The sequence below is a fragment of the Bhargavaea beijingensis genome (assembly GCF_900101985.1).
Taxonomy (GTDB): Bacteria; Bacillota; Bacilli; order Bacillales_A; family Planococcaceae; genus Bhargavaea; species Bhargavaea beijingensis.
Map to the genome: position 1 here is coordinate 148,047 of NZ_FNAR01000005.1, position 24,093 is coordinate 172,139.

26 protein-coding genes and 1 rRNA gene are annotated in these 24,093 nt (G+C 53.9%); 23 read left to right on the forward strand and 4 right to left on the reverse strand.

Translation table 11 applies throughout. From position 1 onward, the window contains the following. Nucleotides 1-46 precede the first annotated feature (46 nt). The 6 genes from BLT01_RS06005 to BLT01_RS06030 all read left to right on the forward strand — a co-directional run bounded on the left by BLT01_RS06005 (nucleotide 47) and on the right by BLT01_RS06030 (nucleotide 5,135). Nucleotides 47-1,114, forward strand: a complete 1,068-nt coding sequence (locus BLT01_RS06005) for an extracellular solute-binding protein (protein WP_092095749.1) — start codon at nucleotides 47-49, stop codon at nucleotides 1,112-1,114. A 67-nt stretch (nucleotides 1,115-1,181) separates the two neighbouring features. After that, on the forward strand, nucleotides 1,182-2,813 hold the full coding sequence (locus BLT01_RS06010) for an ABC transporter permease (protein ID WP_092095752.1): 1,632 nt from the start codon (nucleotides 1,182-1,184) through the stop codon (nucleotides 2,811-2,813). A 1-nt stretch (nucleotide 2,814) separates the two neighbouring features. Continuing rightward, on the forward strand, nucleotides 2,815-3,546 hold the full coding sequence (locus BLT01_RS06015; protein WP_092095755.1) for an ABC transporter ATP-binding protein: 732 nt from the start codon (nucleotides 2,815-2,817) through the stop codon (nucleotides 3,544-3,546). Between the two features lie 174 nt (nucleotides 3,547-3,720). Next, nucleotides 3,721-4,539, forward strand: coding sequence for a recombination regulator RecX (gene recX / locus BLT01_RS06020; RefSeq protein WP_092095758.1), 819 nt, complete (start codon nucleotides 3,721-3,723; stop codon nucleotides 4,537-4,539). Then, nucleotides 4,532-4,861, forward strand: a complete 330-nt coding sequence (locus tag BLT01_RS06025; RefSeq protein ID WP_092095761.1) for a YfhH family protein — start codon at nucleotides 4,532-4,534, stop codon at nucleotides 4,859-4,861. Before recX ends, BLT01_RS06025 begins: the two co-directional genes overlap by 8 nt. A 4-nt stretch (nucleotides 4,862-4,865) precedes the next feature. Beyond that, nucleotides 4,866-5,135, forward strand: a complete 270-nt coding sequence (locus BLT01_RS06030) for a YfhJ family protein (RefSeq protein ID WP_092095763.1) — start codon at nucleotides 4,866-4,868, stop codon at nucleotides 5,133-5,135. Between the two features lie 51 nt (nucleotides 5,136-5,186). Here BLT01_RS06030 and BLT01_RS06035 read toward each other — a convergent pair whose 3' ends face one another. After that, a complete protein-coding gene (locus tag BLT01_RS06035; RefSeq protein WP_092095766.1) occupies nucleotides 5,187-6,173 on the reverse strand; it encodes a metal-dependent hydrolase in 987 nt (328 codons plus the stop codon). 114 nt (nucleotides 6,174-6,287) lie between these two features. On the opposite strand from BLT01_RS06035, the gene mutY reads away from it, so the two are divergent. From mutY to BLT01_RS15050, 11 genes are all read left to right on the forward strand, one after another. After that, nucleotides 6,288-7,340 carry an A/G-specific adenine glycosylase gene (gene mutY, locus BLT01_RS06040; protein ID WP_092095768.1) on the forward strand — a complete coding sequence of 351 codons (1,053 nt, stop codon included), beginning with the start codon at nucleotides 6,288-6,290 and terminating at the stop codon, nucleotides 7,338-7,340. A gap of 121 nt (nucleotides 7,341-7,461) precedes the next feature. Beyond that, the gene (locus BLT01_RS06045; RefSeq protein ID WP_092095771.1) at nucleotides 7,462-7,704 is read left to right on the forward strand and encodes a gamma-type small acid-soluble spore protein; all 243 of its coding nucleotides are present in this window, start codon (nucleotides 7,462-7,464) and stop codon (nucleotides 7,702-7,704) included. Between the two features lie 137 nt (nucleotides 7,705-7,841). Then, nucleotides 7,842-8,387, forward strand: a complete 546-nt coding sequence (ntdP, locus tag BLT01_RS06050; protein WP_092095774.1) for a nucleoside tri-diphosphate phosphatase — start codon at nucleotides 7,842-7,844, stop codon at nucleotides 8,385-8,387. Between the two features lie 79 nt (nucleotides 8,388-8,466). Next, the gene (locus BLT01_RS06055; protein ID WP_281241488.1) at nucleotides 8,467-10,203 is read left to right on the forward strand and encodes an ABC transporter ATP-binding protein; all 1,737 of its coding nucleotides are present in this window, start codon (nucleotides 8,467-8,469) and stop codon (nucleotides 10,201-10,203) included. A gap of 227 nt (nucleotides 10,204-10,430) precedes the next feature. Further along, entirely contained in the window at nucleotides 10,431-11,447 is a 1,017-nt protein-coding gene (locus BLT01_RS06060; RefSeq protein ID WP_092095779.1) for an ABC transporter ATP-binding protein, read from the forward strand. Continuing rightward, entirely contained in the window at nucleotides 11,422-12,441 is a 1,020-nt protein-coding gene (locus BLT01_RS06065) for an ABC transporter ATP-binding protein (protein WP_092095782.1), read from the forward strand. The genes BLT01_RS06060 and BLT01_RS06065 overlap by 26 nt, the downstream gene beginning before the upstream one ends. Continuing rightward, complete coding sequence (locus tag BLT01_RS06070) at nucleotides 12,438-14,054, forward strand: ABC transporter substrate-binding protein (RefSeq protein ID WP_176765062.1); 1,617 nt, start codon at nucleotides 12,438-12,440, stop codon at nucleotides 14,052-14,054. The genes BLT01_RS06065 and BLT01_RS06070 overlap by 4 nt, the downstream gene beginning before the upstream one ends. Before the next feature lie 74 nt (nucleotides 14,055-14,128). Beyond that, nucleotides 14,129-15,133 carry an ABC transporter permease gene (locus BLT01_RS06075; RefSeq protein ID WP_092095785.1) on the forward strand — a complete coding sequence of 335 codons (1,005 nt, stop codon included), beginning with the start codon at nucleotides 14,129-14,131 and terminating at the stop codon, nucleotides 15,131-15,133. Between the two features lie 17 nt (nucleotides 15,134-15,150). Beyond that, the gene (nikC, locus tag BLT01_RS06080; protein WP_092095788.1) at nucleotides 15,151-16,041 is read left to right on the forward strand and encodes a nickel transporter permease; all 891 of its coding nucleotides are present in this window, start codon (nucleotides 15,151-15,153) and stop codon (nucleotides 16,039-16,041) included. A 201-nt stretch (nucleotides 16,042-16,242) separates the two neighbouring features. Continuing rightward, the gene (locus BLT01_RS15045) at nucleotides 16,243-16,668 is read left to right on the forward strand and encodes a hypothetical protein (RefSeq protein WP_143020583.1); all 426 of its coding nucleotides are present in this window, start codon (nucleotides 16,243-16,245) and stop codon (nucleotides 16,666-16,668) included. Then, a complete protein-coding gene (locus BLT01_RS15050) occupies nucleotides 16,622-16,837 on the forward strand; it encodes a P-loop NTPase family protein (protein ID WP_143020584.1) in 216 nt (71 codons plus the stop codon). The genes BLT01_RS15045 and BLT01_RS15050 overlap by 47 nt, the downstream gene beginning before the upstream one ends. A gap of 102 nt (nucleotides 16,838-16,939) precedes the next feature. Here the strand turns inward: BLT01_RS15050 and BLT01_RS06090 are convergent, their stop codons facing one another. Further along, a complete protein-coding gene (locus tag BLT01_RS06090) occupies nucleotides 16,940-18,028 on the reverse strand; it encodes an FUSC family protein (RefSeq protein WP_092095794.1) in 1,089 nt (362 codons plus the stop codon). Between the two features lie 87 nt (nucleotides 18,029-18,115). Next, entirely contained in the window at nucleotides 18,116-19,411 is a 1,296-nt protein-coding gene (locus BLT01_RS06095) for a glutamate-1-semialdehyde 2,1-aminomutase (protein ID WP_092095797.1), read from the reverse strand. A gap of 126 nt (nucleotides 19,412-19,537) precedes the next feature. Between BLT01_RS06095 and bcp the strand changes: the two genes are divergently transcribed. From bcp to perR, 4 genes are all read left to right on the forward strand, one after another. Beyond that, a complete protein-coding gene (bcp, locus tag BLT01_RS06100) occupies nucleotides 19,538-20,017 on the forward strand; it encodes a thioredoxin-dependent thiol peroxidase (RefSeq protein ID WP_092095800.1) in 480 nt (159 codons plus the stop codon). A 13-nt stretch (nucleotides 20,018-20,030) separates the two neighbouring features. Continuing rightward, nucleotides 20,031-20,978, forward strand: coding sequence for a D-2-hydroxyacid dehydrogenase (locus tag BLT01_RS06105; protein WP_092095803.1), 948 nt, complete (start codon nucleotides 20,031-20,033; stop codon nucleotides 20,976-20,978). 2 nt (nucleotides 20,979-20,980) lie between these two features. After that, nucleotides 20,981-21,532 (forward strand): cob(I)yrinic acid a,c-diamide adenosyltransferase, encoded by a 552-nt coding sequence (locus BLT01_RS06110; protein WP_092095806.1) that lies wholly within the window; start codon nucleotides 20,981-20,983, stop codon nucleotides 21,530-21,532. 99 nt (nucleotides 21,533-21,631) lie between these two features. Next, complete coding sequence (gene perR, locus BLT01_RS06115) at nucleotides 21,632-22,081, forward strand: peroxide-responsive transcriptional repressor PerR (protein WP_176765064.1); 450 nt, start codon at nucleotides 21,632-21,634, stop codon at nucleotides 22,079-22,081. Nucleotides 22,082-22,162: 81 nt separating this feature from the next. Here perR and BLT01_RS06120 read toward each other — a convergent pair whose 3' ends face one another. Further along, entirely contained in the window at nucleotides 22,163-22,525 is a 363-nt protein-coding gene (locus BLT01_RS06120) for a YgzB family protein (RefSeq protein ID WP_092095808.1), read from the reverse strand. 188 nt (nucleotides 22,526-22,713) lie between these two features. Between BLT01_RS06120 and BLT01_RS06125 the strand changes: the two genes are divergently transcribed. Both BLT01_RS06125 and BLT01_RS06130 read left to right on the forward strand, forming a co-directional pair. Beyond that, nucleotides 22,714-23,592, forward strand: coding sequence for a nucleotidyltransferase-like protein (locus tag BLT01_RS06125; protein ID WP_092095811.1), 879 nt, complete (start codon nucleotides 22,714-22,716; stop codon nucleotides 23,590-23,592). 323 nt (nucleotides 23,593-23,915) lie between these two features. After that, nucleotides 23,916-24,093 (forward strand): 16S ribosomal RNA (locus BLT01_RS06130); the annotation flags it as partial.

Sequence of the window (24,093 nt, forward strand, 5' to 3'; positions counted from 1 at the left end):
GAAAATGAGATTCGTTATCAATTAAAAATGCAAGGGAGAGAATTTCGTGAAGAAAGCACTGTTATTGGTTTTAACAATCGCCTTGGCAGTATTGTCTGCCTGCGGGAATGAAACCGCTACTAAAGACGAGCCAAACAATCAGGCGAAGGAAGCCGAAGAAAGTAAAGAAGTAAACCTATACACAGCCCGTCATTATGATGTGGACGACCAGCTTTACAAGAAATTCGAAGAAAACACCGGCATTAAAGTAAACGTGATCAAAGGCGAAGCTGACGAGTTGCTTGAGCGCATCAAACGTGAGGGCGATGCTTCCCAAGCTGACGTGTTCCTGACGGCAGATGCAGGCAGATTGTTCCGCGCAAAAGATGAGGGATTACTTCAATCTGTAACAAGTGATCTGTTGGACGAGCAGGTCCCGGAAAACTTCCAAGATGATGATCAAATGTGGTACGGTTTAACAAAGCGTGCGCGTGTCATTGTCTACAACAAAGAAACAGTCAAACCCGAAGAGTTGTCCACATATGAAGCATTGACGGATGACAAATGGAAAGGCCGGGTTTTAATACGAAGCTCGGAAAACATTTATAATCAATCGTTGCTGGCGTCTTTCATTGAGACCAATGGTGAAGAAAAAGCCAAAGATTGGGCAGCCGGGTTAGTAGACAACTTTGCACGGGACCCGGAAGGCGGCGATCGGGACCAGGCAAAGGCCATCGCAGCGGGTATTGGCGATGTTGCCATCATGAACACCTACTATCTGGGCCAGATGCTGAACTCTGAAGATCCGGAAGAAGTTAAAGTGGCGGAGAGCCTCGGCATCTTCTTCCCGAACCAGGAGACAACCGGGACACATGTCAACGTTAGCGGCGCAGGTGTCGTAAAATCAGCGAAAAATAAGGACAATGCTATTCAATTGCTGGAATTCTTGTCTTCTCCTGAAGCTCAAGGTCAATTCGCGGAAGCGAACTATGAGTATCCGGTAAATGATTCTGTTGAACCAACTGAATTACTTAAATCCTGGGGTGAGTTCAAAGAGCAGGATATTCCTTTGTCCGTTTTGGGCGACAATAATGCAAAAGCGATTCTGATTTTTAACGAAGTCGGCTGGAAGTAATCATTGCCCCTTGTTACGAGTAAAACGTAACAAGGGATTTCTTGTTGAGGAACTGGGGTGTTGGACCGTGCAAAGAAAACTGTCTAATGTAAACGCCTGGACAGTATCTGCAGTCATCATCATGGCTCTATTGTTTTTGCCGAACTTGACGATTGTGTCCGGCATTTTTTCACCATCCAATGACAATTGGGCCCATATGAAAGAATTTGTCTTGGGATCGTTTATCAAAACGTCGTTGATTCTCATCGGTGCCACCGGTTTCCTGACCATCGCAATCGGTCTGAGCTTGGCCTGGCTGATTGCCCAATATCAATTTCCGTTAAGGAATTTCTTGAAATGGGCTCTCGTCCTTCCTTTATCCATCCCTCCCTTCATAGGTGCCTATACGTATCATGGCATTTTCAACTACACCGGTGTCATCCAGACAACCCTTAGGGATGGATTCGGCAAAGACCTGAATCCCGCGTACTTCGACATCATGAACATTCCTGGTGCGGTTTTTATTTATACACTATTTCTGTATCCTTATGTGTATTCGATCACCCGGATTTTCTTATCCCAACAATCCGCTTCTTTGATTGAGAGTGCCCGCATGCTTGGCAAAGGTCCGGTGAACATTTTTTTCCAAGTCGTCATCCCGATTTCCCGGGTGGCAATCATCGGCGGTTCAAGCCTGGTTGTGCTTGAAGTGCTGAATGATTATGGTGTCGTGAAGTATTATGGCATCCAGACATTCACGACCGGAATCTTTCAGTCCTGGTTCGGATTGGGGGATATTGAAACCTCGATTAAGCTGGCCGCTTCACTCATGGGCTTTGTCATCTTCATCCTCATGGCCGAGAAATTATTGCGCGGCAGGCGGCAATACAATTATTCGACCACCAAAGTACGGCCTTTGCCGCTCATCCGGTTAAAGGGTTGGAAAGCGTTCATGGCTACAGGTTACGGGCTGCTTATTCTTTCTCTTGGATTCCTGATTCCTGTTGTCCAGTTGATCGACTGGACGATTCTGACCTTCGGGACGATTCCGACTGAAGAATTTCTGATATACGTCAAGAATTCGGTAACTGTAGCCGGAATCAGTGCAACAGTGATCATCATCTTCGCTTTGATCGTAGGCAACTTCAGCCGCCTGGTTCATGGCAAAGCCGCGAAATTGCTGCCCAAACTCACCATTCTCGGGTATTCGATACCGGGAGCCGTAATTGCGGTGGCTGTCGTGACTGCCTTTATTGGACTGGATGGTTTTTTGGCTCCGCTGTATCGGTTGTTGGGCGTTGACCATACGCTTGTGCTTAGCGTAAGCTTGGCAATGCTGATATCAGCTTACATTATCAGGTTCTTTGCGATTGGCTATAATTCGATCGAGTCCGGGTACGACAAAATAGGAACGGATTTCAGAGATGCTTCAAGACTGCTGGGTGTCGGCCTTACCAAGACTTTCTTCAGAATTGATGTCCCCATGTTAAAGGGTGCAATTGTAAGCGGGTTTATTTTAGTTTTCATCGATGTTTTAAAAGAGATTCCGCTGACTCTTATTTTGCGGCCGTTTAATTTCGACACGCTTTCGACAAAAGCATTCCAATATGCAAGTGACGAGAAGATCATGGAAGCCTCACAGGCTTCTTTAGTCATAGTAGGAATTAGCGCTCTTGCCATTGTTGTTTTTTATAAGTTTCTCGAAAAGGAGCCGGAATGATATGTATATCTCCATTCAAGATCTTTGTTTCTCCTATCCAGATACGAATCGGGCGGCTGTCGATCATTTTTCACTGACGATAGGAAAAGGGGAAGTCGTCTCCATCTTGGGCAAAAGCGGCAGCGGAAAAAGCACCATCCTGCGGCTGCTTGCCGGACTTGAAAAACCGTCGAAAGGCTCTCTGTGCATCCAGGAAAACGTGGTTTTTGATGACAAGGTATTTTTGGCTCCCGAGAAACGCGGGATCGGCATGGTATTCCAAGACTATGCACTGTTTCCCCATATGACAGTGCAGGATAATATAAAATTCGGCTTATCCCACTTGAAGAAGGAAGAAAAGAAAAAACGCATTCAAGAAGTCCTGGAGCTGGTGGAGCTCGAGGATTATGGAAATCGCTATCCTCATCAGCTCAGCGGGGGACAACAACAACGCGTTGCAATCGCGAGGGCCATTGCCCCGAATCCCCATCTGATCCTGCTGGATGAGCCATTCAGCAATCTGGACGCGGAGCTGCAAGTGAAAATCCGGAAAGAGCTGCGGGATATTCTCAAAAAAGCCAATATCACGTCCATTTTCGTTACCCATGATGAGAATGATGCCTTTGCTTTGGCGGACTGGATCATTAAGTTGAAAGACGGCCGGATAGATGCGATGGGGCGCCCATGTGATCTGCTTGGGGCAAGTCGGCCATCGGAAATCAGGCAGCAGGAACCGGAATTGGTAGGAGTTTAATCCTGCGGGGGACTGGACATTCAGCTCCCCGGGCGGGAGTTTTTACAGGAGTGCTGGTCCCCTCAGGGGATCAGCGTTTTTTGTGTTCCGGACCGACGGGGACCGCAAAGTGGAACATGCATGAAGGAATCTGTCCGAACAGGTATAATGGATAGGAAGATTGGGGGTGCGGCAATGCCCGAAATCACCAAGATATCAACGCAGAAAAACAATGCCGAACGATATAATATTTTTCTTGATGGAAAATACTCATTCAGCGCCGATGAACAGGTGCTGATCCAGTTCGGACTGATGAAAGGGAAAGTGCTCGACGACTGGGAAATCGATGAGATTATCTTTGGCGATGAAATCCGAAAAGCTTACAATAAGGCGCTCCATTTTCTTGGATTCCGCATGCGCAGTGAACTTGAGGTCAAGGAGAAGCTGATGGCGGCAGGATTCGGCGAGGCCGTCGCGCTTGAGGCGATCAGCAAACTGAAGGAGCAGAAATTCCTGGATGACGACTCATTTTCCAAGGCGCTCCTCGAGACACGCAAGCGGACAGCCAAAAAAGGACCCGGTGCGATCAAACAGGAACTGGCCAGAAAAGGGATCAGCAAGGAACTCCAGGAAGAGGCCCTCGAGGCTTTTCCCGAAGATGAGCAGCTGGAGCTTGCGGAGGAACTGGCAAGGAAAGTCGCCGCACGTTCTTCCGGGAGGACGCCGCAGCAGATCCGCCAGAAAATCCAGGACTCGCTTATGCGCAAAGGCTATTCCTACGACGTGATCAGCACAGCCATCGAGCGGGTCCAATCTGAACTTGAGCCCGAAGAGGATGAATGGGACGAGCTGACGGAAAAGACGGGCGAAAAGGCCTGGCGCACATACAGCAGAAAGCACAGCGGCAACGAACTCCGGCGCCGGGTGCAGCAGGCGATGTACCAGAAAGGGATCCCGCCGGAGCGGATCAGCCGGTTCATCGAGGCGAAGGAGGAAAAGTTGGAAGATGAATGAGAAAAACTATAGCGAGATGACCGAGCACGAACTCAGGCAGGAAATCGCCCGCCTGAAGGAAAAGGCACGAAAAGCGGAGCAGCTCGGCATCGTCAATGAATTTGCGGTATATGAGCGGAAGGCGCTGATGGCGCAGGCTTACATGATGGACCCGAAAGAGATTGAGCCGGGGGAAGTGTACCGGATACTTGGTGATGAAGGGAACTTCTTCCGGGTTGACTATCTCAAGGGGCGCTTCGCCTGGGGCCACCGCCTCGGCGGCGAGCTGCATACGGAAGCACTCCCGATCTCGATGCTCCAGAACCTGAAGAAAGGGAAGTGATCGGATGTCACCGGGTCTGACCGAACAACTGGCCATCCGCCTGATGGAAGGCAACGATCAGCTGTCCGCCAACAGGGCGAAAACCTGGGTAGAGCTGATGGCTTCAGACATCGAATCCTCCTACGCCAAGGCAGGCTACGGAATGATGGATGAGGAACAGGTCTCCCAGCTGGTCCTGAGATGGATCGATGCCTACGGGAACCGGCTTGATGAATTCGTCGCGTCGAACCCGAGGATCAGGGAACTGCTTGGGGAAGACGGGACGCTGCACTGAATCCGAACACGATAAAACCGCCAGGCCATTGCGGCCCGGCGGTTTGCATGTTCAGCCCTCTTCGTGTGCGAAACTCAGCTTTTTCCTTAGTTTGTCCTCGCTGAAGATCCAGCCTGTGAACGAATTGCGGATCTCCATCCGGTCATCGATATGGGCAACGGCGACAAACGGATAAAACTCCTTGCTGCGGTAGCGCAAATCAATCAGCCGCACTTCGCAGACCGTTCCAAGGTCGGTGATTTCCCAGCGATAAATCGGGGAAAATGCAACAAACGCACGGAAATTCGAGTCTTTGAAAGCGGTTCTGACAAGTTCGTTGTCAGGAATCGGCCGCCGCGGAAATTTGTCGAGGATCGTAATGGAGCGGCCGTACGCGCGGCCCACGTAGTGGTGGGTATCTGAGCAGGCGGCGATGCGCCACTGGTAAAATCGCATCGTCGGGGCGATGATGATATCGCCCGCATCCGGAATCGTACTCCGGACGGCGCGGCGGACGGCCGCCTGGACGGAAAACCTGACGACATAGTACAGCGCCAGCAAAGCATACATCATCAGCATCGTCAATACGGGGTCCGCCCCGAAAAACCAGGCGGCCAGCGCCACGATATGTGCAAAGAAAATGACCGGGTCAAAGGTGTTGATGACACCAAGCGCCACCCACCGATTAGAAAACGGCCGGAGTGCCTGCGTCCCGTATGAGTTGAAAATATCCACAAACACATGCAGAAAGACCGCAAGCTGTGTCCAGAGCCAGAGATGGAGCAGATCCGCCTGAGGCACGATCAGCGCGAGGGGGAGCGAGATGATAAGCGGCCAGGCGAGAACCATCGGGATCGAATGGGTGAATCCACGGTGGTTCCGGATGTAGACCGCGTTGTTTTTGAGCTTCAGGACCGTGTCCACATCCGGAGCTTGGGAGCCGAGCATGAGTCCTGCATAGACGGCAGTCGCCGTCGGAACATGTTCCGCCACAAGAGGGTCTGCCTGAGCCAGGCCGCAAAGCGCAAGTCCCATGACGATATGGGTTCCTGTGTCCAACTGCGGCTTCCCCCTTTCTGTCCGGGGTGCCTTTTCGGCATCCCGAATCTACACAATAATATACCCTTGAATGGTTCACCGTAATCGTAGCATACCACGAACAGGAGGCTTTACGTGAAGCCGTTGAATTGGAAAGAAGATTTTCGGGGTGCGTTGACCGGATGGTACCGCGCAGAGAAGCGGGACCTGCCGTGGCGGCGTACCCGGAACCCGTACCATATCTGGATTTCGGAAGTCATGCTCCAGCAGACTCGGGTCGACACGGTCATTCCTTACTATGCCCGGTTCACCGAGCGCTTTTCCGATATGAAGGAACTTGCCTACGCACCGGAAGAAGAACTGATGAAAATGTGGGAAGGACTCGGCTATTATTCACGGGCCCGCAACCTGCAGTCGGCCGTCCGGGAGGCCTACGAGACCTACGGGGAAGTACCGGCAGATCCTGAAAAATTCGGCAAGCTTAAAGGTGTCGGGCCGTACACGGAAGGCGCGGTCATGAGCATCGCCTACGGCATCCCGGCTCCTGCAGTCGACGGAAACGTCATGCGTGTGTTGTCGCGTGTTTTGCTGATTGATGAAGACATTGCAAAGCCCAAAACCCGACGTATCTTCGAAGAGGCCGTCATGGAACTGATCGACAAGGACGATCCGTCTTCGTTTAATCAGGGACTGATGGAACTCGGTGCCGTCGTCTGCACGCCTAGACGCCCCAAGTGCCTGCTCTGCCCGGTAAGGGAGCTTTGCGGCGCTTACCACGAAGGCAGGGAAGAAGAGCTGCCGGTCAAGTCGAAAAAGAAAAAGCAGCAGTCATTTCCGCATATCGTCATTGCAGTGCATGACGGAGAAGGACGGTGGCTGATGGAGCAACGGCCCGAAGATGGCCTTCTGGCAGGCATGTGGCAGTTCCCGACAGCGGAAACGGCTGACCCGGAAGAGGCTGTCCGCATTGTCTCCGAACGCCATGGCCTGACGGTCGGCCCTATTGACGAAGCGGTCCGTTTCCGGCACGTGTTCACCCACCGGATCTGGGAAGTCACCGCTTATACCGCATCTGTTCCTGACGGGGGAACACCGGAAGGGCGGAGCGGCTGGTTCCGCCCGGAGGAACTGGATACGCTTACGTTGCCCAACCCGACGAAGAAAGTGCGGTCGGCGCTCGGAATATAAGACTTGGGAATTGGATGGGGCCATTGTGTATGCCTGTTGCCCGCTTGAAAAATGAAAAATAATCCAGTGAATATTCAGCTTGCCTTCGAGCCATCTTAATGAGCACGGAGGTGAGAAATCCATGACGAAGAACAACAACAGGCAGCGTAACCAGCAGGAAGAGCGCAACCAGCGCAACAACCAGCAGCAGCCTCAGCGCGAAGAATTTGGCTCGGAGACGGACATCCAGCAAGTCCGCAAACAGATCCGCAACGAAGAGTTCGGTTCTGAAACGGACGTGCAGCAGGTTCGTCGCCAAAACCAGCAGTCTGAAGTTAAAAAGCAACAGAACTCTGGTCGCGCGAACAACCGCTTCAACAAATAACGGAATGGATGGAAACCACCGGCCGGCGGGGCAATATGCCCTGCCGGCTCTTTTTGATTTCGCTTTCATGGGTTCATTGTTATAATAGGTAGATACAAAATCATTCCGAACAGCCGTCAGACAAAGGTGGGTTGATTATGGCAAACCCGAAAGAAGGGGAAACGATCCAGATACACAGCTACAAACATGATGGAAAGATCCATCGGGTCTGGCAGGAAACGACGGTGCTGAAAGGAACGCGCAATGTGGTGATCGGGGCAAACGAGCGGACGCTGGTCATCGAATCGGACGGCCGCACATGGCTGACCAGGGAGCCGTCGATCGTCTATTTCCACGCGCAGCACTGGTTCAATATCATCTGCATGCTGAGGGACGACGGCGTCTATTACTACTGCAACATGAGTTCTCCATTCGTCTTTGATAACAATACGGTCAAGTATATCGATTATGACCTGGATGTGAAGGTATTCCCGGACATGTCGTATAACATTCTGGATGAGGATGAGTACGAAGACCATAAGGCGAAGATGAAGTACCCCGACGTCATCGATAAGATCCTAAAGCGCAACGTGGATAAACTGATCGGATGGATCAAACAGCGGCGCGGACCGTTCGCACCCGACTTTATCGACGTCTGGACGTCCCGTTACGAATTCCAGAAACAGTTCCAGACACGGAAATGACAGCCTGCCCGCACCCGGGCGGGCTGTTCCGTTGTCTTTGATGAAAGGATGATGCAGCATCGGCAGCATGAAACGGTATATGGCGTTCGTCAAACCGTACACGTGGATGATTATCTTCACGCTACTCATCGGGATACTGAAGTTTGCAATCCCGCTTTTTATTCCATATCTCATCAAGCTCGTCATCGACAACATTATCGTCGTGGATACGCTGAGCGCAGCGGAAAAGCGTGAGCAGCTTCTCTGGTGGCTCGGCGGCACCATGCTGTTGTTTTTCCTCGTACGCCCTCCTGTCGAATATTTCCGGCAGTACTATGCCCAGTACACGTCCAATAAGATTCTCTTTGATATCCGGAGCCAGATCTACGAACACCTGCAGAAACTGAGCCTCAAGTATTATTCCAACACACGGGCGGGTGAGGTGATCTCCCGCGTCATCAACGACGTCGAGCAGACCAAGAACTTTGTCATGATCGGCCTCATGAACGTCTGGCTCGATCTCGCCACCATCCTGATCGCGGTCGGCATCATGCTGACAATGGATGTGAAGCTGACGCTCGTGACGCTTCTCGCATTCCCGTTCTACGCGTGGAGCGTCAAGCACTTTTTCGGACGCCTTCGCGAACTGACACGGGTTCGTTCACAGGCGCTGGCGAATGTGCAGAGCTATCTTCATGAACGGGTGTCCGGCATGAGCGTCATCAAAAGCTTTGCGCTGGAAAAAAGGGAAAAGGGGCTGTTCGACGAGACGAATGGCGAATTCCTTGAAGCCGCGATCGACCATACGAAGTGGAACGCCAAGGCGTTCGCCGTCGTCAACACGATCACCGATGTCGCGCCGCTTCTCGTCATCGCCTATGCGGGATGGCATGTGATCGGCGGGGATCTCACGCTTGGGACGATGGTCGCGTTTATCGCCTATATCGATCGTCTGTACAGCCCGCTGCGGCGGCTCGTCAACTCGTCCACGACACTTACCCAGTCAGTCGCGTCGATGGACCGGGTATTCGAACTGATGGATGAAGGCTATGACATCACGGACAAACCCGGGGCATCAATTATGCCGGAAGCCAAGGGCAAAGTGGAGTTCGACCATGTCCGTTTCCACTATGAGGAAGAGGCCGGGGATGTGCTGAAGGACATCAACCTCACCGTCCGTCCGGGTGAAACAGTCGCATTCGTCGGCATGAGCGGGGGCGGAAAGTCGACGATCATCAGCCTGATTCCGCGGTTCTATGATGTGACCGGCGGCGCCGTCCGGATTGACGGCTATGATATCCGCGACGTTACGATCAAGTCATTGCGGAAAAACATCGGGATCGTCCTGCAGGACAACCTGCTGTTCAGTGCGTCAGTCAAATCGAACATCCTGATGGGTAAGCCGGATGGCACGGATGAAGAGGTGATCGAAGCCGCAAAAGCCGCGAACGCCCATGACTTCATCATGGGTCTCCCGGAAGGCTATGATACGGAAGTCGGGGAGCGCGGCGTCAAGCTTTCAGGCGGCCAAAAACAGCGCATTGCGATTGCCCGCGTGTTCCTGAAAAACCCGCCGATCCTGATCCTCGATGAAGCCACGTCCGCCCTCGACCTGGAAAGCGAAGCCCTCATCCAGGACTCGCTGGAACGGCTTGCCCATGACCGGACGACGATCATCGTGGCCCACCGCCTGTCCACGATCACCCATGCGGACAAGATCTTCGTCATCGACCACGGCGAACTGAAGGAAAGCGGCACCCATGCCGAACTGCTGGAGCGTGGCGGCATCTACCACGATCTATTCCAGGTCCAGGAGCTTGGTGTGCCGGAACAATAATCCCGACCCGATAGTGTATTCATAGATGCCATCCCGTTTCTCTCAAGAGAAGCGGGATGTTTGTCGTTTCGGGGCTGTTTCACTGTGTCAGAGGTATGACTTCCAAAGAAAGTCTTGAATCTCGCGGAAAGATTTGTATAATAAGAGAATGCAGAATCGTCAGAAAAGTGTGAGCGTATGCAATTTGCATGGCAATCAACCTGCAGAGAGACAAAGGGGGAGACGGTATGGACAGCCGACAGAAAGTGCTCGGGGTGAGCGGGCTGCGAACGTCATTCTTCACGGACGGGGGCGTCGTGCCGGCGGTGGACGGGGTGGACTTTGACCTGTACCGGGGCGAGGTGCTCGGCATTGTCGGGGAATCGGGCTGCGGCAAGAGTGTCACATCTCTTTCCATCATGGGGCTTGTCCCCAATCCGCCCGGCAAAGTGACCGGCGGTGAGATTCTGTATGGGGGGACGGATCTCCTGAAGCTCAATGAACGGAAAATGCGGAAAGTCCGCGGAAATGAGATCGCGATGATTTTCCAGGAACCGATGACTTCACTGAACCCGCTGTTCACGATCGGAGACCAGATGATTGAACCGCTCCGCATCCACCGGAGAATCAGCAAAAAAGCCGCCCGCAAACAGGCAATCGACATGCTGCGGCTCGTCGGGCTGCCGCGCGCGGAGGAAATCATGGATGAATACCCGCACCAGTTGTCGGGCGGAATGCGCCAGCGTGTCATGATTGCCATGGCGCTGATCTGCGAGCCGAACGTGCTGATCGCGGATGAGCCGACCACGGCGCTCGACGTGACGATCCAGGCACAGATTCTGAAGCTCGTAAAAGACCTGAACGAGCGGCTTGATACAGCGGTGTTGCTGATCACGCACGACTTGGGTGTTGTTGCGGAAACGTGCAGCCGGGTCATCGTCATGTATGCCGGAAAGGTGGTCGAGGAAGGCCCGGTCGGGGACATATTCAAGAACCCGCAGCACCCGTACACGGAGGGGCTGCTGAAATCGGTGCCGGACATGCGGTTCAAGCAAAAGCGGCTGGATCCGATCCCGGGCAATGTCCCGCGCCCGGGTTCGATCCGGACGGGATGCCGCTTCGCGGCGCGCTGTCCGTATGCATTCGAACGGTGCACCGGAGAAGATCCCGGACTTTACGATACGGGAGACGGCCACCGTGCCCGCTGCTTCCTGAGGGAACGAAAGGAGGCGGCTGCCCATGAAGGAGCCCTTGCTGAAGGTTGAGGGGCTGAAAAAGCATTTCCCCGTGAAGAAAGGTGCGCTCGGCCGGGTGAAGGGACACGTCAAAGCGGTCGACGGCGTCAGTTTTGAGGTGTGGCCCGGCGAAACGCTCGGGGTCGTCGGCGAGTCGGGGTGCGGGAAGTCGACGACAGGCCGTCTGCTCATGAGGCTATTGGAGTCGACCGAAGGGAAAGTCTCATTCGCCGGCAGGGATCTGACCGCGCTCGGCAGTGATGAGATGAGGAAGATGCGCAGGGATATCCAGATGGTGTTCCAGGACCCTTACGCGTCACTTAACCCCCGGCACACAATCGGGAAGATCTTGGAAGAACCGCTGTTGGTGCATGGGGTGAAGGATCCGAATGAACGGAAACGGAAAGTCCGGGAATTCCTCGGGATTGTCGGGCTGAGCGGCTATCATGCCACCCGGTATCCGCATCAGTTCAGCGGGGGACAGCGACAGCGGATCGGCATTGCGAGGGCGCTTATGACAAACCCGAAGCTGATCATCGCGGACGAGCCGGTATCGGCGCTTGACGTCTCCATCCAGTCGCAGGTCCTGAACCTCATGCAGGACTTGCAGCGGGAATTCGGGCTGACGTACATCTTCATCTCCCACGATCTCAGTGTCGTCCGGCACATCAGCGACCGGGTGGCGGTCATGTATCTCGGACGCATCGTCGAGATTGCGGAAAGCGGCAGGCTCTATGAGATGCCGCTCCACCCGTATACCCAGGCGCTGCTTTCCGCAGTGCCGGTGCCGGATCCGGAGTTCGTCAGGGACCAGATCGTCCTCGAGGGGGATATTCCGAGCCCGGCGGACCCGCCGCCGGGCTGCCCGTTCCATTCCCGCTGCCCGTTCAGGATGGACATCTGCAAGTCGGTCGTTCCGGCATTGAAGGAACAGGAAACCGGTCATTCTGTCGCGTGCCACCTCTACCAAGAGGAAGCGAGCGGCAATGATAATAAAACACTAGTGACGGAGGGGTCATTGTGAAAAAGGGGAAATTATGGACGCTTGCTGTCCTGCTGATCGTCTCCATGGTCCTTGCGGCCTGCCAATCAGGCAATGGCGGAGAAGCCGGGACGGAAGGCGACAAGGCAGGCGAGAGCGGTGGGGAAAGCAAGACACTCGTCTTCGGACGCGGCGGTGACTCTGTTTCGCTTGATCCATCCCGCGTGACGGACGGCGAATCGATGAAAGTCGCAGCCAATATCTTCGAGACACTGATCAATTTCGGGGAGCAGGATACGACACTCCAGCCCGGTCTCGCCAAGGAGTGGGAAGCATCCGAGGACGGCCTGACGTATACGCTCGAGCTGGAGGAAGGCGTCAAGTTCCATGACGGCACCGACTTCAACGCGGAAGCGGTTGTAAAGAACTTCGAGCGCTGGGCGAACGGGGACGCGGACACCTTCCCTTATTACCAGTCGATGTTCGGCGGATTCAAGGGGGATGAGGGTCATGTCATCGAGTCGGTGACCGCAGAGGGTGATCATACGGTCGTCTTCACACTGAAGCGCCCGCAGGCTCCGTTCCTGAAAAACCTTGCGATGACGATGTTCGGCATCGGCAGCCCTGAAGCATTTGAGGCGGACGCTGAAGCCTTCGGTGAAAAACCGGTCGGCACTGGTCCGTTCAAGTTCGTCGAGTGGAAGCGCAACGACTCAATCACGGTCGAGAAAAATGAGGACTACTGGAAAGAAGGTCTTCCGAAACTGGACCGCGTCGTTTTCCGTTCCATTCCGGACAACGGTGCCCGGCTGAATGCGCTCATCACGGGTGACATCGACCTCGCGGACGGCATCAATCCGTCCGACCAGGCGACCATCAGCGGTGATGATAATCTGCAACTGTTCGAGCGCCCGTCGCTCAACATCGGCTACCTCGGCATGACCGTGACGCGCGAGCCGTTCGGCGACAAGCTCGTCCGCCAGGCATTCAACCACGCGATCGACAAGCAGGCCATCATCGATGCATTCTTCGAGGGAGCGGCCGAGATGGCGAAGAACCCGATCCCACCTTCGATCCCAGCGTTTAACGACAGCATCGAAGGCTATGAGTACGACCCTGAAAAAGCGAAAGAGCTTCTTGCGGAAGCAGGCTATCCGGACGGCTTCGAGATGGAGCTGTGGGCGATGCCGGTTCCACGCCCGTACATGCCGGACGGCGCGAAAGTGGCGGAAGTCATCCAGAAAAACCTGGCTGACATCGGCGTGACGGCGGAAATCGTCTCCTATGAGTGGGCCACCTACCTTGAAAAGGCGAGCAAAGGGGAAGCGGACGCATTCCTTCTCGGCTGGACAGGGGACAACGGGGATGCGGACAACTTCATCTATGCTCTTCTCGACGGGGACAACATCGGCAGCAACAACTATACGTACTACGACAACGATGAGCTTCATGACATCCTGATCGAGGCGCAGACCGAAGTGGATGAAGACAAGCGGAACGAGCTGTATGCCAAGGCGCAGGAAATCATCCATGAAGATGCGCCGTGGGTGCCGCTTGCGCACTCCACACCGCTCCTTGCCGGCTCGGCTGATATCACCGGCTTCAAGGCGCATCCGACGGGTTCGGACATCTTGAGCAACGTCGACTTCAACTGATGGCAGGATGGGGAAGGGCGTGATGCCTCTTCCCTTTTCCCATTCATCGAATCTGAACTCAGGGAGTGGTAACCATGCTCCAATACATCGGAAAGCGGCTTTTGCAGCTGATCCCGGTGCTTCTCGGCATGACATTCATCGTCTTTATGATCATCCGGGCAATCCCGGGTAATCCGGCTCAGGTCATCCTCGGCCAGCAAGCATCGCCCGAGGCGGTCGCCTCGCTTGAAGCCAAGCTCGGCCTCGATCAGCCGTGGTACACCCAGTATTTTGAATTCCTCGCCGGCATCCTGACCGGTGACCTTGGCGAGTCACTCAGGACCCGCGCGCCCGTGGCCCAGGAAATCTGGCCCTATTTGGCGGCAACGATCGAACTTGCGGTATTTGCGATGATCATCGCGGTCATCGTCGGGGTCAATGCGGGCATCATCTCCGCCTGGTTCCAGAACTCGTGGTTCGACTACGCGGCGATGGTGATTGCGCTGGTCGGGGTGTCGATGCCGATCTTCTGGCTCGGACTCATGGAACAGTGGATATTCGGCATCGAGCTGAATATGCTGCCGACGACCGGCCGCGAGGAAGTGCGGAACCCCGTCGCTGCAATCACCGGGCTGTATGTGGTCGATACGATCATTCAGGGGCGCTTTGACCAGCTCGGTGAAGTGCTCAAGCACCTGGTTTTACCGGGGATCGCGCTCGCGACCATCCCGATGGCGATCATCGCCAGGATGACGCGATCGAGCATGCTTGAAGTCATGCGCTCCGACTTTGTCCGCACGGCTCGCTCAAAGGGCCAGCGGATGTCGCTTGTCGTGTACAAGCACGCGCTCAAGAACGCCATCATACCGGTGCTGACGGTCATCGGTCTGCAGATGGGGATCCTGCTCGGCGGGGCGATCCTGACCGAGACGATCTTCGGCTGGCCGGGAATCGGCCGTTATATCTATGATGCGATCGGCTTCCGGGACTATCCGGTGATCCAGTCCGGAATCCTCGTCGTCGCATTCATCTTTGTCATGATCAACCTGCTCGTCGACATTCTCTACAGCGTGGTCGACCCGCGCATCAAATATGACTGAGGAAAGGGGGATGCGCCATGTCTGAAGCAGTCACACAGCCGCTGCCCGAGACGCCGGAGGATAAGGCGGCCGGCCCCTGGAGGGAGGCCTGGACAGGTTTCAGGAAAAGCAAGGCCGCCCTCTTTGGCGCGGCGATTGTCCTGATGTTTGTGTTGCTTGCGTTTGCCGGCCCGTTGATCGCGCCGGAAGGCATCAACGAACAGGACATGTCCAAACGGCTGATGGCACCAAGCGCCGAGCATTGGTTCGGCACCGATGATTTCGGACGCGACATTTTTTCCCGGGTCATCCACGGGGCAAGGATCTCGCTGTGGGTCGGATTCTTCTCGGTAATCGGATCCGTAATCGTCGGCAGCCTTCTCGGAATCATCGCGGGCTATTACGGGCGCTGGGTGGATACGATCATTTCCCGCCTGTTCGACATCATGCTTGCGTTCCCGTCGATCCTGCTCGCCATCGCGATCGTCTCCGTTCTCGGGCCATCGCTCCAGAACGCGCTCATTGCGATCGCCGTCATCAACGTCCCGAATTTCGGGCGGCTCATCCGCTCCCGGGTGCTGAGCATCAAGCAGGATGAATACATCACGGCGGCAAAAGGAATCGGCATGAGGGATTCAAGAATCCTATTCTCGCATATCCTGCCGAATTCGATGGCGCCGGTCATCGTCCAGGGGACGCTTGCGGTCGCCACGGCGATCCTTGAGGCGGCGGCGCTCGGATTCCTCGGGCTCGGTGCCCAGGCACCCGCTCCGGAATGGGGAAAAATGCTGTCAGATGCCCGCAACTACCTGCGCGACGCCCCGTGGACGATGATTTTCCCGGGACTCGCCATCATGCTCACCGTTCTCGGGTTCAACCTGATGGGCGACGGGCTGCGGGATGCACTGGATCCGAAGATGAAGAGCTGAATAAAACCTGCAAGACGGACCGTGAAAAATGGTCCGTCTTATTTAATAAGAACTAAAATAATTTAAGAGATCTATATTAGGAATGTTAGAATAGCAACAATGTGAGACGGGCAAAAAGCAAGGACGCCGGGCGACTCCTGCGAGAAAGCCGACCGGCCGAGCCTCCGCACGGCTGTAAGGCGGAGGAGGCAGACATTCGAATTGAAGAAAATTTGGCGAAGCAGAAAAATAGTAGTGTTGATCACTCTTCTTTTAACTGCCAAGATCGTTTTGTACCTATCAAATCTGGAGGCTCAGGAAAATTGGAAAGAAGAAGCCTTTGCTCAAGCTGATGAATACCGATCATCCATTCAACTGGAAGAGAAAAGATTAAAGGAAAAAATGGAATCAGGAACTCATCCCGATTTGGAAGTGAGGCAGGAGGCCTTATCAGAAGTCAGCCGGACTCTCTATGAATGGCGAAATACGATTTATCATAATAATTGGAAGGATTATCCTAATTTTGAACAGGCATTCATCCATGGAGTACGAAATTATCAGGATCATGGAGGCACTTTTGATTCTCTGGAAGGGTTGGAACTTGACATTGCAGAGGCGAAAACCGAATGGATGGTGGACAGGCTATGACCATCTGCAGTTCATCGCGAATGTCCAGAATCTGCGCACCGCTGATATGAAGGCAGCGGCCGAGCGAATCGGAACCATTTCCTGCCTTGACAAAAAAGTCGGCAACTATTCACTTGGGATGAAGCAGCAGCTTCTTCTGACCATGGCTATTTTGAATAAGCCGATATAGAACGTTATTTGGCGAATCCGGGACTGAAGCCGAATAAGCGGGATCAGCAAATCCCGATAAACACAAAACCGCGGACAGAGTCGAACTGTCCGCGGTTTTGCGTTAAATAATATCTTCCTGAAGCTGTTTATCCATTTCGTCTCCATGCCGTTTTACGTACCGGACGATCATCCGGTCGAGGTCTTCCAGCTGCTCTTCATATTGAAGAAGCGAGGAAAGCACGTGCAAGAGATGATAGGCGGAGAAGTCCTGTTCCTCTTCCTGCTTGGCGATGTTGATCTCCTTGACAAAGATGTCCATCACTTCATGGCGGTCCATCCTGCCGTCCAGCCCGGTATGGCTCATCCGGTCATCCTTCAGCTTGCCTGCAAATTTCAGGAGGATCTGCTCATGATAGGTGAGCAGCTCATCCAGCAGCTCCTGGATCATCATCCTGAAATGCGGCGGCATGTCGATCAGTTCGTTCTCGTAAAGATGAAGCTGCTTCAGGATGTCAAAGCCGTCACGTGACGTGGCAAGCATCTGCCGGTAGATGACGAGCTTGCGCGCTTTCTGGAAAGTGAATGCCTTCGTGAAGCCTCGTTCCTCCTTGAATAGCGAAAAATACATATCGATTTTGTCGTACCGTTCGCTAATCTTGCCCATCGCCTTTTTCGTTGCGGAATGCTCGGAGGCCTGGCGTCCCGTCAGCCGCGTCCAGCGGATGATTTCATCCTGTACGTCATATAAAGACTGGAAGAGGCGCGGCTCATACTTCGGCGGAAGGAAAAGCATATTCACGAGAAAAGCCGAGAAAATCCCGATCAGCATCGTGGAAAACCGGAGAACGGCATACATGATGAAGTGCTCATCCGGCAATTCCATGATCCCGATCATCATGACGAGCGCGAGGGTCACCGCATCGCCCAGCTTCAGCTTCAGCATGATGGCAATGATTGTGACGGCCGCGAACCCGACGCCGAGCAGGTGGTCACCGAAAATCAGGGTGAAAATAATCGCGATAAATGCCCCGATGACATTTCCCTGGACTTGTTGGATGATCGTCCGGAAAGAGCGGTAAATCGAAGGCTGAATCGCAAAAATCGCCGCAATCCCCGCGAAAAGCGGCGTCGGCAGTCCGATCGTCTGGGCAAGAAACAGGGCGAGGACGATCGCGACACCGGTTTTTAAGATTCGTGCACCGAGTTTCATTCAGTGATTGTCCTTTCCGCGCTGTTTGTTTGTTCCCATACTTTACCCCAACGGCGGAAGAGAAATCAAACGTTCCCCGAAGCCTGTTTATCCGCGCGCCATCTCGGCGAAGGATTCATCCGCTGCCTTGATGGTTTCACGGATATCCTCTTCTGTATGGGCGGTCGTGAGGAACCAAGCCTCGTACTTGGAAGGAGCAAGGTTGATGCCGCGTTGCAGCATGAGGCGGAAGAATTTCGCGAACTGTTCGCCGTCGCTGTCTTCGGCCTGCTTGTAGTTCTTGACAGTTTCGTCCGTGAAGAACACGGCAAGCGCCCCCTTGAGGCGGTTGATCGTAATCGTGATGCCATGCTTCCGGGCAGCTTCGAGCAGGCCCTCTTCGAGGATGGCACCGAGGCGATCCAATTCTTCGTAGACACCCGGCTCTTTCAGCACTTCCAGGCAGGCGATTCCGGACAGCATCGATGCCGGGTTGCCGGCCATCGTGCCTGCCTGGTAGGCAGGACCGAGCGGTGCGACATGGTCCATGATCTCTTTTCGGCCGCCGTAAGCGCCGATCGGCAGTCCGCCGCCGATGATCTTGCCCATTGCGGTGAGGTCCGGCGTCAGGCCGAGCAAGTCCTGTGCGCCGCCGTAGTGGAAGCGGAACGCCGTAATCACTTCATCATAGATGGTGAGTGCGCCATGCTTTTTCGCAAGCTCATGCACCAGTTCAAGGAAGCCCTTTTCCGGCTCGACGATTCCGAAGTTGCCGACGATCGGCTCGATGAGGATGCACGCCAGTTCGTCTCCCCACTGTTCCATCGCTTTCCGGTACGATTCTTCATCGTTGAATGGAATGGTGATCATTTCTTTCGCGATTGATTTCGGAACCCCGGCGGAATCCGGCGTGCCCAGTGTCGCAGGGCCGGAACCCGCCGCAACAAGGACAAGGTCTGAGTGTCCATGGTAGCATCCGGCGAACTTCAGCACCTTCGTCCGTCCGGTGTAGGCTCGGGCCACACGGATCGTGGACATGACGGATTCCGTTCCGGAGTTCGTGAAGCGCACCTTATCTAGCGAGTGGATGGCTTCCTTCAGCATCTCCGCGAACTTCACTTCGTGACGGGTCGGCGTCCCATAGAGAACACCTGTCTGCGCGGCATGCGTGATCGCTTCCGTAATGTGCGGATGCGCATGGCCGGTGATGATCGGTCCGTACGCCGCGAGGTAGTCGATGTATTTGTTGCCGTCGACATCCCAGAAGTAAGCACCTTCCGCGCGCTCCATCACAGTCGGTGCACCGCCGCCGACCGCCTTGTATGCACGCGACGGGCTGTTGACCCCACCTACAATATGTTTCAGCGCTTCGCTGTAAACCTGTTCAGACTGTTTCCGTTCCAAAGGAACCCCTCCATTCATAATCTACGATTCTTATTGTAGACAAAGAGTGCCGGGAACACCAAAAAAATTGTCATGCCATGCGCGCTCCGTTACGATGAAGAAAACGACTTCACGGAGGGATTGGGAATGGCAGAAACATTGGAAGGCTTGTCCGCACCGGACTTTTCATTGAAAGACAGCGAAGGGAATACGGTCTCGCTATCCGAGTTCAAAGGAAAGCAGTATGTCGTGCTTTACTTTTATCCGAAAGACAACACGCCGGGCTGCACGACTCAAGCATGTGACTTCCGCGACAGCCACGACGAGTTCGAAAAGCTGAATGCGGTCATTCTTGGCGTAAGCCCGGACAGCGAAGCGTCCCATGCAAAATTCATCGGCAAGCACGGACTGCCGTTCAGGCTGCTGGTGGATGAGGACCACACGGTGGCGGAACAATATGGTGTCTGGAAGCTGAAAAAGAACTTCGGAAAAGAGTATATGGGGATCGAGCGGTCGACGTTCCTGATCGATCCGACCGGCACGGTCGTGAAAGAATGGCGGAAAGTGCGTGTGAAGGGGCATGTCGGGGAAGCACTCGAAACAATCAGGCAACTGACGGATCATTAAGGGGGAGTCGGGCATGGATGTTTTGTTTTTGTTCAGAATCAAAGAGCACCAGGAAGAGATGCTCAGGAGTGAGTTTCCGGAGATCCGTTTCCTGTTCGACCGGAAAACGGACGATCCTGCAATCGGATCGAGTGAAGTCATCGTCACATACGGTACGGATATCGATGAAAGCGTTCTGGATCGCGCCAAAAACCTGAAATGGATCATGGTTGCTTCGGCCGGTGTGGAGCACATGCCTCTCGGCCGTACCGCAGAGTTGGACATCAGGGTCACCAATGTGCGGGGCATCCATAAGACGCCGATGGCCGAAACGATGCTGGCGCATATTCTGGCATACAGGAAAAAGTTGCAGGATGTGTATGCCCAGCAATCCAGAAGCGAGTGGAACAAGAAAATACGCGGCACAGAGTTGCTCGGCTCAAAGGCACTGATTTTGGGGCCAGGGGCAATCGGCGGCGAGACGGGCAGGCTGCTTCAGGCATTCGGTGTCCGAACCTACGGCTGCAACCGTTCCGGCAGGCAGGCGGAGTATATGGATGAGATGGTTTCTTTTGACGGGCTCCTGGAGGCGCTTCCCGAGATGGATACCATCATCTCGGTTCTTCCGAGTACCCAGGAAACAAAACGGCTTTTGGGCCGCGAGCATTTTGCGGCGATGAAGGACACGGCGTTGTTCCTCAATTTCGGAAGAGGAGACCTTTACGAAGAACAGGTGCTGATCGAAGCGCTGGAGAAAGGCCGTCCGTCCGCTGCAGTTTTGGATGTATTCGAAACCGAGCCTCTTCCCGCAGACAGTCCTTTCTGGAAGATGAAGAACGTGACGGTTTCCCCGCATATCTCGGCGTTGTCCGGCAAGTACGTCGAGCGGTCGCTTGAAATCTTCATACCGAACCTCCGGGCCTATCTGGATGGCCGGACCGGGGAAATGATAAACCGGGTCGATCCGGAAAGGGGTTATTAAATATGAAGATCTATACACGAACAGGCGATAAGGGACAGACTTCCCTCATCTATGGGAAGAGGGTATCCAAGACGGATCCGCTCGTCGATGCGTACGGCACTTGCGATGAGGCCAACAGCGCAATCGGTCTTGCGCTTTCACACCTCCACCAAGAGTTCTTTGACGGTAAAGACGAGCTGCTGGCCGCTTTCCGCCGGATTCAGACGGTGCTGTTCCATGTCGGAGCGGAGCTGGCGACGCCGGAGGGGAAAGAGGTCAAGTGGAAACTGGAAAAGACCGAGATCGAACAGCTCGAGGAATGGATCGACCGGTACGATGCAGAACTGGCACCGCTCAAGAATTTCATCCTGCCGGGCGGACACCCGGCAGCGGCGGGGCTTCACTTCTCAAGAACTGTGGTCCGCAGGGCGGAGCGGGCAGCCCTCCTTACCGGCGACCATGTGAATCCGGATGTTCTTGCTTACCTGAACCGTTTATCGGACTTCCTGTTTGTCGCAGCACGCAATGTCAACGCGAAGCTCGGACGCTCGGAGGATGTTCTTCACGCAGAGTAAAGAAGCAAGGGGATTTCATTGACAGGAATGCCTTCTTTCCTATAAACTGTTTATAACAATTATTATAAAGGAATCTCTATGGAAAGAGGTGGCATGTCCATGTCTGAAACCGTGCTTCAGGAAGCGCTGGATACGTTGAAGACGAGCGGCGTGAGAATCACGCCACAACGGCATGCGATTCTTGAATTTCTCGTAACTTCCATGTCCCATCCGACTGCCGATGAAATTTATCGTGCGCTGGAGGATAAGTTCCCGAATATGAGTGTCGCTACCGTCTATAACAACCTCCGAGTTTTTCGGGAGGCCGGCCTGGTAAAGGAACTTCCGTACGGAGATTCTTCGAGCCGGTTCGATTTTGTAACTCATGACCATTACCACATCATCTGCAGTGACTGCGGCAAGATCGTCGATTTCCACTATCCGGGATTGGACGAAGTTGAGCATCTGGCTTCCCACATTACCGGGTTCCAGGTCGACTCCCACAGGATGGAAGTCTACGGCAAATGCCCGGACTGCGCAGAAAACAAAACCAACCCAGTGGTCCAATAAGGGACCGGACTCACGTGGCCAACGCCCCGTGAGTTTTTGTTTTCCACGAAAAAAGCCGCCTTCAAAAGGGCGGCCCGGCAATCACTTGCCTGTTTGTGCAGGTTTTTTGCGATTATAGGATTCGTCGAACTCTTTACCTTCAAGTTCCGGGTCAAGCGTGAGCGGTTCCCGGCAGTGGCCGCACATATCGACCCGGCCGAGCATTTTCGTCTCTTTGCCGCAGCTCGGACAGACGACCTGTACGGCTTTGGTCGACAGCATCCCGATCCAGAAGTATACGACGGTGCTCGCGATGATGCAGAGAAGCCCGAGAATCATGAAGATGATCATCACGATCGGATGCTGCTTAAAGAAGATACCGAAGTACATTACAACAAATCCGATGAAGATCAATGCCAGGGCAAAGGACCGGATCCGGTTGATTTTATTCTTATATGGTTTCATGTATCGACTTTCCTCCTCATTTCCCGTCTACTATACCACATTTCTCCGGTACCGTTTCCCGTCAGGACTACTCAAGATTGACGATTTTATGATGGGCGGGCGAATTTGGCTTTCCTTTTTTCGGGGCAGGGAAGGAATCCCGGATTGCTTGTCGAATTTGCACACAGAGATAAAAGGAGGAATCCCCCATGGAGCATCTACTGCGGCCGATTTATCAGGAACGTGCAGGTGACCCGAACACGCTCGGTGTCATTCTGGTCGAGAAGCGGGGCAAGTTGGATCCCGTTACCGACACGTTCGATGCGATTCTTCTCATCCTCGTGCAGGATGCGGAGCGGCCTGTCTTCACAAAACATTACACGGATGGCCTGGAAAAGGCGGCCATGCATGTTGTCGCGGAGCGGCAACTTAAAAAATGGCTCCTGTTGGGGTCGAATCGCAAAATCGTGGATTGGCTCTTTTTCGGGCGCATCCTCTTCGATAGAAACGAATATATTGAAAACCTGAAAACGGAACTTAAAGATTTTCCGTTCTACGGAAGGCAGATCAAAGCCGGACTCGAATTCGCCCGCCTGATCCGTCACTATATGGAGGGACGCATGTTTTATGAACAGCAGAACTACCTGGACGCCTATAATCATGTTGTCCGTTCCCTCCATGGTCTCGCCCGGCTGGCGGTGCTTGAAAGCGGGCTGTTTCCCGAAGTGACCGTCTGGTCGCAGGTCAGGAAGATCGACCCTGCCATCTATAAGTTGTATGAAGAATTGGTTTTGAGCGACGAGGCGCTTGAAAAGCGGTTGGAGCTTTTGTTCCTTGCCGGGGAATTTTTCATCAACTCCAAAGTGACGGACGGAGCACGCCATATTCTTTCCGCCATGTCAGACAAAAAGGACTGGACCATCCAAGAGCTGCACGAGCACGAAGAACTTCGGAACTATTCCGTGGACCTGGAAGTGTTTGTTGAATACTTGATTGAGAGAGGGCTTATAGAAGTCGTCCGGAAGCAGGCCAAGGACGGCAGGATTGAGCATCGAAACTACCGGGTGGCCCCGATCACGGAACAGTGATGGGGAGCCCCCGTATTTTTATTTGGAAAACAGCTTGACGGAATGGCGGGTACTGAGTATGATAGTAAACGTCGCTTGAGAGCGGCGGCCGGCAAAATCACGGCGTCAAACTTTTTGAAAAAAGAGTGTTGACTTCAGAATGAACCGGTGCTAATATAGAGAAGTCGCTTTCGGAGCGGCGGAAATGAACCTTGAAAACTGAACAGCAAAACGCTGATGAAATGAGTTCCCGATCCCCGACCCCGTCGGGCGAGAACGGAACAAATGATATCGGACATATCACTTGATATGCCAGCTTTAAAGTATGAGCTTACTCATACTCTCTTATGGAGAGTTTGATCCTGGCTCAGGACGAACGCTGGCGGCGTGCCTAATACATGCAAGTCGAGCGGATGACGGGGAGCTTGCTCCCCTGATTCAGCGGCGGACGGGTGAGTAACACGTGGGCAACCTGCCTGTAAGATCGGGATAACTCCGGGAAACCGGGGCTAATACCGGATG